This is a genomic window from Streptomyces sp. NPDC048211, assembly GCF_043202315.1.
Lineage (GTDB): Bacteria > Actinomycetota > Actinomycetes > Streptomycetales > Streptomycetaceae > Streptomyces.
Genome location: NZ_JBIDAD010000007.1, coordinates 450,406 through 462,344 on the forward strand (window position 1 = coordinate 450,406; position 11,939 = coordinate 462,344).

Annotated in this window: 10 protein-coding genes; 1 reads left to right on the forward strand and 9 read right to left on the reverse strand. The window is 70.6% G+C overall.

Annotated elements, in window-relative coordinates; all coding sequences use genetic code 11:
* The first annotated feature begins 45 nt into the window (after positions 1–45).
* Positions 46–1,746 (forward strand): flavin monoamine oxidase family protein, encoded by a 1,701-nt coding sequence (locus ACGFZA_RS26785; RefSeq protein ID WP_385288202.1) that lies wholly within the window; start codon positions 46–48, stop codon positions 1,744–1,746.
* A 17-nt stretch (positions 1,747–1,763) separates the two neighbouring features.
* Here the strand turns inward: ACGFZA_RS26785 and ACGFZA_RS26790 are convergent, their stop codons facing one another.
* The 9 genes from ACGFZA_RS26790 to ACGFZA_RS26830 all read right to left on the reverse strand — a co-directional run.
* On the reverse strand, positions 1,764–2,612 hold the full coding sequence (locus ACGFZA_RS26790; RefSeq protein WP_393682366.1) for a fumarylacetoacetate hydrolase family protein: 849 nt from the start codon (positions 2,610–2,612) through the stop codon (positions 1,764–1,766).
* A 42-nt stretch (positions 2,613–2,654) separates the two neighbouring features.
* Positions 2,655–3,680 (reverse strand): hydroxyacid dehydrogenase, encoded by a 1,026-nt coding sequence (locus tag ACGFZA_RS26795; protein ID WP_393682368.1) that lies wholly within the window; start codon positions 3,678–3,680, stop codon positions 2,655–2,657.
* Complete coding sequence (locus ACGFZA_RS26800; RefSeq protein ID WP_393682370.1) at positions 3,664–4,719, reverse strand: dihydrodipicolinate synthase family protein; 1,056 nt, start codon at positions 4,717–4,719, stop codon at positions 3,664–3,666. Before ACGFZA_RS26800 ends, ACGFZA_RS26795 begins: the two co-directional genes overlap by 17 nt.
* An 8-nt stretch (positions 4,720–4,727) precedes the next feature.
* Positions 4,728–5,756, reverse strand: a complete 1,029-nt coding sequence (locus tag ACGFZA_RS26805; protein WP_385288210.1) for an NAD-dependent epimerase/dehydratase family protein — start codon at positions 5,754–5,756, stop codon at positions 4,728–4,730.
* Positions 5,757–5,762: 6 nt separating this feature from the next.
* The gene (locus ACGFZA_RS26810; protein ID WP_393682372.1) at positions 5,763–6,710 is read right to left on the reverse strand and encodes a carbohydrate ABC transporter permease; all 948 of its coding nucleotides are present in this window, start codon (positions 6,708–6,710) and stop codon (positions 5,763–5,765) included.
* Positions 6,711–6,712: 2 nt separating this feature from the next.
* Complete coding sequence (locus ACGFZA_RS26815; RefSeq protein ID WP_326668918.1) at positions 6,713–7,618, reverse strand: sugar ABC transporter permease; 906 nt, start codon at positions 7,616–7,618, stop codon at positions 6,713–6,715.
* A 95-nt stretch (positions 7,619–7,713) separates the two neighbouring features.
* Positions 7,714–8,970: an ABC transporter substrate-binding protein gene (locus ACGFZA_RS26820; protein ID WP_393682375.1), complete on the reverse strand. Its 1,257-nt coding sequence runs from the start codon at positions 8,968–8,970 to the stop codon at positions 7,714–7,716.
* A gap of 41 nt (positions 8,971–9,011) precedes the next feature.
* Entirely contained in the window at positions 9,012–10,268 is a 1,257-nt protein-coding gene (locus ACGFZA_RS26825) for a Gfo/Idh/MocA family protein (RefSeq protein ID WP_393682378.1), read from the reverse strand.
* Between the two features lie 31 nt (positions 10,269–10,299).
* On the reverse strand, positions 10,300–11,939 hold a 1,640-nt coding region (locus tag ACGFZA_RS26830), incomplete at its 5' end, for a peptidase C14 (protein WP_393682380.1).

Below are 11,939 nucleotides of genomic sequence, written 5' to 3' on the forward strand. Positions count from 1 at the left end.
GCCCCGCCCTCACCCCGCCCGTTTCCCGCAAGGAGTCCGTACCCCATGACGTCCACGGTGCCCCCGGCCGTCCCGCACACCGACGCCGCCCCGCCGATCACCATGTTCGGGCCGGACTTCCCCTACGCGTACGACGACTTCCTCGCGCACCCCGCCGGACTCGGACAGATACCGGCGACCGAGCACGGCAGCGAGGTGGCCGTCATCGGCGGCGGGCTCTCCGGCATCGTCACCGCCTACGAGCTGATGAAGATGGGGCTCAAGCCCGTCGTCTACGAGGCGGACCGCATCGGCGGCCGGCTGCGCACCGTCGAGTTCGACGGCTGCACGACGGACGGCGGACCCCTCACCGCCGAGATGGGCGCGATGCGCTTCCCGCCGTCCTCGACGGCCCTCCAGCACTACATCGACCTGGTGGGACTGGAGACGAAGCCGTTCCCCAACCCGCTCTCCCCGGTCACCCCGTCGACCGTCGTCGACCTGAAGGGCGAGTCGCACTACGCCAGGACCATCGACGACCTCCCGCAGGTCTACCGCGATGTGATGGACGCCTGGAACGCCTGCCTGGAGGAGGGCGCGGACTTCTCGGACATGAACCGGGCGATGCGCGAGCGCGACGTACCGCGGATCCGGGAGATCTGGGCCCGGCTCGTCGAGAAGCTCGACAACCAGACCTTCTACGGATTCCTCTGCGACTCCGACGCCTTCAAGTCCTTCCGCCACCGCGAGATCTTCGGCCAGGTCGGGTTCGGTACCGGCGGCTGGGACACCGACTTCCCCAACTCCATCCTGGAGATCCTCCGCGTCGTCTACACCGAGGCGGACGACCATCACCGCTCCATCGTCGGCGGCAGTCAGCAGCTCCCGCTGCGCCTGTGGGAACGCGAGCCGCAGAAGATCGTCCACTGGCCGCTCGGAACCTCGCTGGCCTCGCTGCACGACGGCGAGCCGCGCCCCGCGGTGACGCGGCTCAACCGCACCGCCGGCAACCGGATCACGGTCACCGACGCCACGGGCGACATCCGCACCTTCCGGGCGGCCGTCTTCACGGGACAGTCCTGGCTGCTGCTCTCCAAGATCGCCTGCGACGACGCGCTCTTCCCGATCGACCACTGGACGGCGATGGAGCGCACCCACTACATGGAGTCGTCCAAGCTGTTCGTCCCTGTCGACCGGCCGTTCTGGCTGGACAAGGACGAGGTCACCGGGCACGACACCATGTCGATGACGCTCACCGACCGGATGACGCGCGGCACGTATCTCCTCGACGACGGCCCGGACAAGCCGGCCAGCATCTGCCTCTCCTACACCTGGTGCGACGACAGTCTGAAGTGGCTGCCGCTCTCCGCCACCGAGCGCATGGACGTCATGCTGAAGTCGCTCGGCGAGATCTATCCGAACGTGGACATCCGCAAGCACATCACCGGCAACCCGGTGACCGTCTCCTGGGAGAACGAGCCCTGGTTCATGGGCGCGTTCAAGGCCAACCTGCCCGGCCACTACCGCTACCAGCGGCGGCTGTTCACCCACTTCATGCAGGACCGGCTGCCCGCCGACAAGCGGGGACTGTTCCTCGCCGGTGACGACATCTCCTGGACGGCCGGCTGGGCCGAGGGGGCCGTGCAGACCGCACTGAACGCCGTCTGGGGTGTGATGACCCAGTTCGGCGGTGCGACCGACGGCACCAACCCCGGCCCCGGCGACGTCTTCGACGAGATCGCCCCGGTCGAACTCCCGGAGGACTGAGGCCCCTCAGGCTCCGGCTACGCGGGCCGGCAGACGCTGCGCTGCCGGCCCAGGCCCGAGATCTCGACCTCCATCACGTCGCCCTCGGCCAGGTACGGGAAGCGTCCGGACAGGGCCACGCCCTGCGGCGTACCGGTGTTGACGATGTCTCCGGGCTCCAGCACGAGGTACTGCGAGAGGTGGTGCACCAGGTGCGCCACGCTGAAGATCATGTCCGCGGTGGAGGAGTCCTGCCGGGGTTCGCCGTTGACGAAGCTGCGCAGTCGCAGCTGCTGCGGATCGCCCACCTCGTCGGCCGTCACCAGCACCGGGCCCAGCGGGTTGAAGGTGGCGCAGCTCTTGCCCTTGGACCACTGGCCGCCCGACTCCTCCAACTGGAAGGCGCGCTCGGAGACGTCGTTGCTGACCGCGTAGCCCGCGATGTGGGCCGCGGCGTCGGCGGGGGAGTCCAGGTAGGAGGCGCGGCGGCCGATCACGACGGCGAGCTCCACCTCCCAGTCGGTCTTCTTGGAGCCGCGCGGGATGAGGACGTCGTCGTAGGGACCGACCACCGTGTTCGGTGACTTGTAGAAGAGGATCGGCTGCTCCGGCGGTTCGGAGCCGGACTCGGCGGCGTGGGCCGCGTAGTTCTGCCCGATGCACAGCAGCGCGGACGGCCGGGCCACGGGGGCGCCGATGCGCTGTCCGGTGATGTCGGTCTCCGGGAGCTTCGGTTCGGCGGGGATCAGGTGCGGCTTGTCGGCCAGCGCGGCGAGGAAGGTGCCGTCGATGTCGTCCGTGACGCCGGACAGGTCGTAGTGGCGGCCCTCGGGGCAGACGGCGACCGGGCGCTCATGGCCCGGCTCGCCGATGCGCATCAGTCGCATGGTGGTGGATCTCCTGACGTGACGGGGGAGTGGGGAAAGGGATCAGCGCAGCCGGACGAGCGCGGCGGCGGTGACCGCGTGGACCGGCGGGCGTCCGGCGATCAGCCGCAGCACCTCGTTCACGGCGCTCGTGCCCAGCCGCTGCCTGCACTCGACCGTGCCCGCCGCCTGATGCGGGGTGAGCAGCACGTTCGGCAGCGCCCGGAAGGGGTGGTCCACGGGCAGCGGCTCCGCGTCGAAGACGTCGATCGCCGCGTCCAGACGGCCCGCGGTCAGTTCGGCGAGGAGCGCCTCCTCGTCGACGAGCCACGACCGGGCGGTGTTCACCAGGCCGGCGCCGTCCGGCATCAGCGCCAGTTGATCTGCGCCGATCATGTGGTGGGTCTCCTCGGTGACCGGGGCGTGCACGGCCACGATCCGGCTGCGCGAGAGCAGCGTCTCCAGGGGTACGGACGTCACGCCCAGCTCCTGGGCCTGCTCCGCGGACAGGAACGGGTCGGTGACGCTCACCCGCGCCCCCATCGCCTGCACCAGCTTGATGTAGGCACGCCCGGTGCGGGAGGCACCGATCACGCCGATCTCGCTGCCGTGGATCTCGTGGCGCGGCGGGGCCCCGCTCGCCGCCGCCCACTCCAGCCCGCCGCGCAGGGCGTGGTCGAAGCGGTGGATGCGGTGGAGCAGCGAGAGCGTGAAGGCGAGTGCCACCTCGGCGACCGGGCGGGCCATCTCGTCGCCGGCCTGGGTCACCAGGATGGAGCGCCGGAACACTTCCTCGGTGACATAGGGCGCGACCGCCGAACCGGTGTGCGCCACCAGCTCCAGCCGGTCCGCGTGCGCCAGCAGTTCCGCGTCCACCTTGGGGGCCCGCCACGAGGTGATCAGCGCGCGGGCGCCGGGCAGTGCGGCCGCGACCGCCGCCCGGTCGGAGTGGTCGTCGATCACGATGAGTTCGGCCGCCCGCTCCAGTTCCTGCCACACCTCGGCGGTGAAGAACTGGGCCCGCAGGCCCGGCGGTACGGCGACGACGACCCGTGAGAGGCGGTCGGCGGGTTCAGGCGAGCCAGGCATCGAGGTGCTCCGCAACGAAGGCGTCATCGGTCAGCCAAGGGTAGGCCGCGGCCACCCGGGTGATCTCCTCGGCCTGTCCGGGGGAGAGCGTCTCGGCCGGGTCCAGGCAGCGGATGTTCGCCAGCAGGCCCTGGCGGCGCAGCACTTCGTGCACTCCGGCGATGCAGCCGCGGAAGGCGCCCCGTACGTCGAAGACCGCGCTGTTGGCGTCGGTGAGTTCGGAGCGGCGGCCCAGGCAGCGGACCATCGCCTCCTGGTCCCCGGCGCGGGCCCGGCGGACGTCGTCGAGCAGGGTCACCGCCGAGCTCGTCCACACCGCCCACTGGCCGAGCAGTCCGCCCGCGAACCAGCGCGGGGTGCCGGCGGCCGTCTCGTAGGGGGTGAGCAGATCGCCGATGATGTCGTCGTCGTTGCCGGTGTACAGCGCCACCTCGTCGGCCCGGTCCGCGGCGGCCACCGCCCGTACGACATCGGCGGTGCGGTAGCGGTCGAAGGGGGCGATCTTCACCGCGACCGTGTGCGGGAGATCGGTGAAGGCCGACCAGAACGCGGGCGACAAGTAGCGTCCGCCGACGGCCTCCTGAAGGTAGAAGCCGATCACCGGCAGCACCTCGCCGACCGCCCGCGCCCGCTCCAGCAGCCCCTTCTCGTCCGCTCCGGGAACGGCCGGGCTGAGCAGCACCGCGTCGTAGCCGAGCTCGGCGGCGGTCTCGGCCTCGGCGACGGCCTGGGCCGTGTAGCCGCAGGCGCCGGCGACCTTCACGAACGGGCGGCCGGCCTCGGCGTCGATCGTCTCGGCGGCGAGCTCCAGCACGGGGCGGAACAGGCCCACCTCCCGATCACGGATCTCGAACTGCGTGGTGTGCACGGCGACCGCGGCGCCGCCCGCGCCCGAGGCCAGGTAGTACCGGGTCAGCGCCCGCTGCCGGCGCTCATCGAACGTGCCGTCCGCGTGCAGCGCGAGCGGATGGGCGGGGATCGCCGCGCCGCGGGCGAGCAGCTCAAGCGCGGGCGTGGACAGGAGGGAGGGAGTGGACATGGGGTGGATCAGAACCTTCCGTCGCGTACCTGGAACTTGGTGGGCTTGCCGGACAGCGGCAGCCCGCGGCGCAGCCAGTCGGCCTGCCACTCGACGAGGGTGCGCAGAGCGACGTCCGGGTAGCCGAAGAGAGCATGGCAGCGGCTCGCGTCGGAGAGCAGCGCGGTGGGCGCCTCCTGGCCGGCGAGGACCGGCTCCGTGCCGAACTCCTCGCCGAACCACTGCGCGAGGCGGCGCACCGAAGCGGTCTCCGGGCCGGTGAGGTTGAGGGTGAACCCCTCGCCGTCGGTGGCGTGCGGCAGCGAGCGCAGCGCTACCTCGTTGGCGTACCCCTGCCACACCACGTTGGCATGACCGGTCGTCACATCGACCGGCTCCCCGGCCTGCACGCGGTACGCGATGTCCGCGAGGACGCCGTAGCGCAGGTCGACCGCGTAGTTGAGGCGGATGTTGGCGACCCTGGTGCCCCGGGTCAGCGCCGCGTGGCCGAAGATCCGCTCGCGGCCGAGGCATGACATGGCGTACTCGCCGACCGGGCCGACCGGGTCGGTCTCGGTGCAGCCGCCGGAGGAGACCGGCACCAGCGGGTAGACGTTCCCGGTGGAGAACGCGGCGATGCGCGCACCGGACCAGCGCCGGGCCACCCGGTCCGGCATGGCGGCGTTCACCGCCCAGGCGTGCGAAGGCGCCCCGGCGGAACCGAACTTGGCGCCGACCATGAAGACGACGTTCCCGGCGTCGGGGAGTCCGGCCAGATCGGCGGCCGGGTCCATCAGGTCGAAGGCGACGGTACGGACCCCGGCGGCCTCCAGCTCCTCGGCCGCTGCCTTGTCGGACCAGCGGGAGACCGCGTACACGGTCACGTCCGTACGCCCGGCGGCGTCCAGTGCGCGGCGTGCCAGCCGGCACAGGCTGGGGCCCATCTTGCCGCCGGCGCCGAGGACCAGCAGATCGCCTTCGAGTGCGGCGAGGTCGGCGACGAGCGCGGGAGAGGGGGTGGCGAGCCGCTCTTCGAGTGCGGCCTCATCGGTGAACATGTGTGGCTATCCCTTGATTCCGGACGCGGTGACGCCCTCGGTGAAGTAGCGCTGGCCCACCATGTACGCGGCGAAGATGGGCACGAACGCGATGACGGAGCCGGAGAGCACCACATTGAGCGGCACGTTCTGCTGCTGGAGCGAGGCGATGCCGACGGTGAGGGTGCGCATGTCGGTGGACTGGCCGATGACCAGCGGCCACAGGAAGTCGTTCCAGTGCCACAGGAAGACGAAGACGCCGAGTGTGGCGAGGATCGGCTTCAGCAGCGGCAGCACGATCCGGTAGAAGATCTGCCACTCGTTGCAGCCGTCGAGCCGGGCCGCCTCGAAGAGCTCGTCCGGCAGCCCCTGGATGAACTGCCGCATCAGGAACACCGCCTGGGCGTTGGCCAGGGTCGGCACGATGAGTCCCCAGTACGTGTCGACGCCGCCCAGCTTCGCGATCATCGCGAACGTCGGGATCATCGTGACGTGGTACGGGACCATCACCATCGACAGGAACGACCAGAACATCGTCTCCCGGCCCGGGAAACGCTTCTTGGCGAAGGCGTACCCGGCGAGCGAGGCGAGCAGCAGCACGCCGACGACGGAGACCACCGAGTAGACCAGGGTGTTCAGCAGCCAGCGCGGCACGTCCTGGGCGCCCATGACGGTGTCGTACGCCTCGCCGGTCAGCGGCCACGGCAGCAGGCTGCCGGGGAAGTCGACCGCCGCGGACGGCTTCAGGGAGAGCACGACCATCGCGTAGAACGGGAAGACCGTCACGAGCGCGGCCACCGTCAGCAGCACACCGCGCGCGATGCGGCCGGTCCGGGTGGGGCGCATGCCGTACGGGACGGTGTCCTGCTCGGAGAGCTTGCGCAGCCTGCGCTCGGCCCGGCGTGCGGCCCGGTCCGGGGGCGCGGGGGCCGGGGCGGCGGGCGGGGCCTTCGTCTCTGCGGGTGCTGCGGTCATGGTCACTGGTCCTTCCCGATCACGAGCCGCTGGATCACCGCGACCACCACGGTCAGCACGAAGAGCGCGACGCCGATGGCGGAGGCGTAACCCAGGTCGAAGTACTTGAAGCCCGCGTCGTAGAGCTGGAAGACGAGCGTGTAGCTGGCGTTGGCGGGACCGCCGCCCGTCATCGTGTAGACGGCGTCGAAGACCTGAAACGAGGCCGTCGTCTCGATCACCGCGAGGAAGAAGAGAGCGGGCTTGAGCTGCGGCAGCACGATGTACCGGAACCGCTGCCAGGGGCCGGCCCCGTCGGTGAGGGCGGCCTCCTCCAGCTCGCGCGGGATGTCCTGCATCCGGGCGAGCAGGATCAGCATCCCGTACCCGAAGCGGGACCAGACGCCGACGATCGCGAGCGCGGGCAGCACCAGCACGTCGTCGGAGAGCCAGGAGCCCTCGGACATCCCGAACCAGCCCATCAGGGTGGACCACGGGCCGCCGGTCGAGAAGATCCACACGAAGACGGTCGCGGCCAGCACCAGCGAGGTGACGACCGGCAGGAAGAACACCGAACGGAAGAACTTCGCGCCGCGGAACGCGCGCCGGGTGATCAGTGCCAGGGACACCGACGCGATGAGCGTGCCGGGCACGGCGAGGACGGTGTAGAGGACGGTGACCTTCAGCGCCTGCCAGAACAGCGGGTCGTCCCACAGGCGGGTGAAGTTGTCGAGCCCGATGAAGCTGCCGCCGCCGGTGAGGGAGTAGTCGGTGAAGCTCATCAGCACACCGGCGACGCCCGGACCGAACCGGAAGGCGAGGAACAGCAGGAAACACGGGAGGACGAAGAGCAGGCCGATCCGGGCCTCGCGGCGCGCCTGCGGCCCGCTGCGACGGCCCCGGCGGGTGGGTTCCGCGACGACTGCCACGGGGATCTCCTTGCGGTACGGGGGAATTGCGGGGGGTCGGGGGGTGTAGGCCCCCGTGGGGTCGCGGGGCCGGAGGCCGGCCCCGCGACCGTGGATCAGCGGCCGAGCATCGCCTGCGAGGCCTTCTGCGCGGCGTCCAGCGCGTCCTGCGGGCTCTTCTTGCCGAGCAGCGCGGCCTGGATCTCCGGCGCGAGCATGCCCTGGACCTCACGCGCCTTGTCCTGGAGCGGGCCCACGTCCATGCTCGGCAGCGTGGCGCCGACGGCGGTCTGGAGCGCGTCGTCCGGGTACAGATCGCCGCCGGACTTGCGGGCGGGGAAGAAGCCCGCGGCCTTCTGCAGACCGGCCGTGTTCTTCGACTCGGCGACGAAGTTCAGCCAGTCGCCGGTGTTCTTCTTGTCGGCGCCCTTGAGCATCGACAGCGCGCCCACGGTGCCGTAGCCGACCGACGCGGTCTCCTTCAGCGGGGGCTGGACGACGATGTTCTCCTTGCCCCAGAAGGGTTCGACGTCCGCCGGGGTGTTCTGCCAGGTGCAGGCCACCTTGCCCTTGGCGGTCGGCGTCTGCTCCAGCTTGGGCGTGGTCGTGACCAGGTCCTTGTCGGTGTAGCCGCCGTCGACCAGCTTCTTCAGGTACGTCAGCGCCTTGACGCCGGCCGCGTCGTTGAAGGTGACGTTCTTGCCGTCCTCGGAGAAGACGTCCCCGCCGGCCTGCCACAGCAGCGGGTAGAACGTCATGTTCAGCGTCTGCTGGGTGTCGCCGCTGTAGCTGGTGGCGTAGTAGCCCTTCTTCTTCAGCTTCGGGGCCAGCGCCTCCAGGTCCGCCCAGCTCGCCGGGTAGTTCTTCTCCCCGATGGCGGCGAACACGCGCTTGTCGCAGATCAGCGGGTTGGCGCTGGTCAGGACCGGGGTGGCGAGCGCCTTCCCGTCGACGGTGACGGACTTCAGCGCGAAGTCCGTGTAGTCGGACTTGGCGTCGGCCGGCATGTAGTCGTCGGCCGGGACGATGTTCTTGGCGTACTTCGGCAGCTGGTCGGGGATCAGGTAGACCGCGTCCGGGCCCTTGCCGGAGGCGATCGCGGTGGCCAGCGCGGTGTCGCGGTTGGCCCACGGGAAGGTCTCGACCTTCACCGTGACGCCGGAGTGCTCCTTCTCGAAGGCCTTGATCAGGCCGTCCCAGTACGCCTTGTTCTTGGCCTCGTCGAAGATGACCGGGTAGGTCCACATGGTGACGGTGTTGCCGTCGTCGCCGCTGCCGGAACAGCCGGCCAGCACACCGGCGGCGAGCGCGGTCGCCACGACGGGGGCGGCCAGCGCGCGGACTCTGGAACGGCGGGTGAGAAGACGGGACATGAGGGGGTCCTCCGAGGACGTGAGGGTGGGAAGAGGGGGAGTCACTGCGCCGGGACCGTCTGGACGGTGCCGGTGTGCCGGGCGCGCTCGGCGGCGAAGGCCGCGAGATGGCTGCCGAGCGAGGTGGCGGGACCGGAGCGGACCGCCCCGGCGTCACCGGTGGCGACGGCGGTGACGAACGCCTCGACGAGGGCGGCGTCCCCGCCGCCGTGCCCGTCGGCCGCGTTCGATCCGGAGGCGCCGAGTTCGTGGACGGCCGACTCACCGGTCCGGAAGTCCTGCACGGTGACGCGTTCGCCGTCACCGACGAGCCAGCCGTGCGATCCGAAGATCCGCGTCTGCCGGTGCGTCTGTTCGGTGAACGCCACCATCTGGAAGGTCGCGGTCACGCCGTCCGACAACTGCATCGCGAGGACCTGGTGGTCGACCACGTCGTTGTCGCTCCGGTACGCGCAGACCCCGTACGGGCCCTCGCGCAGCGCCTGCACGAGACCGGCCTCGTCGGTCGCCTCCGTGACATGGGTGACCGGCCAGACGGCGCCCTTCTCGCGCAGCGTCGGCATGTACAGCTTCAGCGCGCTGTACGGGCAGTCGTGCTCGACCGCACAGTCGAGGCACCGGTCGGCCGAGCCGGCCGGTGCGTTCTCGGGCCGGAAGTGCTTCAGCCCGCCGAAGCCGGTGACCTGCTCGATCCGGCCGCCCATGATGTACGTGATCCAGTCCAGGTCGTGACAGGACTTGGCGAGCAGCATCGGGGAGGAGTCCTTCTCGCTGCGCCACGGACCGCGTACGTAGCTGTGGGCGTAGTGCCACCAGCCGACCGGTTCCAGATGGTCGATCGAGACCAGCTGCCCGAGCACACCGGAGTCGACGACCTCCTTCACCAGGTCGGTGTACGGGGTGTACCGCATGACGTGGCACACCGCGAACAGCACCCCGGCCCGCTCCACCCCTTCGACGATCCGGCGGGTCTCCTCCTCGGTCGGGGCGAGGGGCTTCTCGGCGAGGATCGCGTAGCCGGCCTCGGCCAGAGCCAGCACCGGCTCCACGTGGAAGCGGTCCTGGGTGGCGACGATCACGGCGTCCGCGATCCGGTTCTCGACGAGCGGCCGCCAGTCGTCGAACCCGACGGGCGCCCCGGCCGCGGCCCGCGCCGCGGGACGCGGATCGGCGACGGCGACGAGTTCGGCGCGTTCGGGGTGCGCCTTGATCCACTCGGCGTACGTCAGACCGCGGTTGCCGGCGCCGACGAGGGCGACCCGGACGGGCCGGCCGGTGATCGGGGTATGCGTGGACACGGGGAATCCCTGGTGCTTGAGGGGAGGGTGGTCAGAAGCGGAGCGTGGCCGCGGTGTGGGCGACGCGGCCGCCCTCGTCCGGCAGCGCGGTGCGCTCGGTGCCGTCCTCGACGCAGCCGGTGTGCAGCAGGTGGCTGCCGCCGCCGAACGCCGCCGGCCGCAGTTCGAGCCGGCCGCCGGTGAAGGTGGAGCCGGTGGCGCGGTAGCGGTTGGTGCCCTCGGTGACCAGCACATGGGCGGTGCCCTGGGGTGCGGTCGAGTCGAGGCCGCTGAGCTGCCAGTCGACGGTCCGGCCCGAGCCGGTACGGGCGAGCAGGGCGCCGTCCTTGTTGGTGCCGGACAGCCGCGTGCCGTCGACGCGCAGCCGCTGGTCCTTGGCCGAGGTCAGTTTGAGTCCGGTGTCGCGCAGTTCGCCGCCGAGGACGCCGATGTCGGCGTGGGCGAGCGAGACGGGGGCGGTGTCCTTGGAGCCGGTCAGCGTGCACTGGTCGAGGACGAGCGGCCCGGTCCCGTTGAACACCGCGCCGTCGACGCCCTTCAGCGTGGTGCGCTGGAGGGTGAGCGGGGCGGTGACGTTGGCCTGGGTGACCTCGGCGCCCGCCGCGAAGGCGAACGAGGAGTCGGCGATGACGTTGGGACGGGCGGAGAGGTCCGAGGCCCGGGAGACGATCAGCGGACCGCTGGCCGTGCAGCCCCGCATCTGCACCCCGTCGGCGTTGACCCAGAGCATTCCGGAACCGGCCAGGGACGGCTTCCCGATGACCAGGACGTCCTCCAGCGTCAGATCGGTGATCTTGACGCGGGCGACGAACCACGAACAGGCGTGCCGCCGTACGGTGATCCGCTTGGCCCTGCCGCCCCAGGCCGCTCCTGAGTTGGCGAACGTCATCAGGCCGGAGTTGCCGGTGTAGACGAGGTCGTGCTCGAACTGGCCGTGGGTCACGAACGGGCCCTCGTCGTCACCGTCGCCGTGGCAGTTGGTGACGTAGCAGTAGGCCGAGGCCGTGAAGTCGTTGAGGTGACGGGCGTTGGAGGTGTGACAGTCCTCCACGTGCCCGTACAGGCAGTAGATCTGCTGGGTGAGGTAGCCCGCGCCGCCGTAGGTGACGGACTTCGGGTTGGTGAGCGAGCACTGCTCGGTGCGGTAGTACGTGCACCAGCGGCGCATCACCACCGGCCAGAAGGTGCCGACCGCCTCGATGCCCGAGACGTCGCAGCGCACGGCGTACTCGTAGGCGACCGGGTGCGAGCCGGTCATCTCGTCCTCGCCCCAGCCCTCGAAGACCATGTTGCGCACATGGGCTCGGTCGACGGGCTCGACCCGGGTCCAGGTCAGCGTGCGCCCGGCCGCGAGGTCCCAGCCGATCTGGTAGTTGACCCGGATGTGCGTCGCGTCGACGACGCCGGTGACCTGGACGAGGCGCTGGATCTCCTTCTCGTACGTCCCCGCCAGGGCGTTGATCTCCACGGCCCACCACTGGCCGACGGCGAACTTCGAGGAGTCACCGACCTCGAAGAGGTCCGACAGGTCCGGCATCGCCGCACTCAGGCTGTGCTTGACGGTGGTGTCGGTGACGGTGCCGCGGAAGGAGAGGACGGCGCCGAAGGGGTTGTCGTGGGTGTTCTTCTCGATGTCGGTGGTGTGGATGTGGTGGCCGCCGAAGTCGAGTT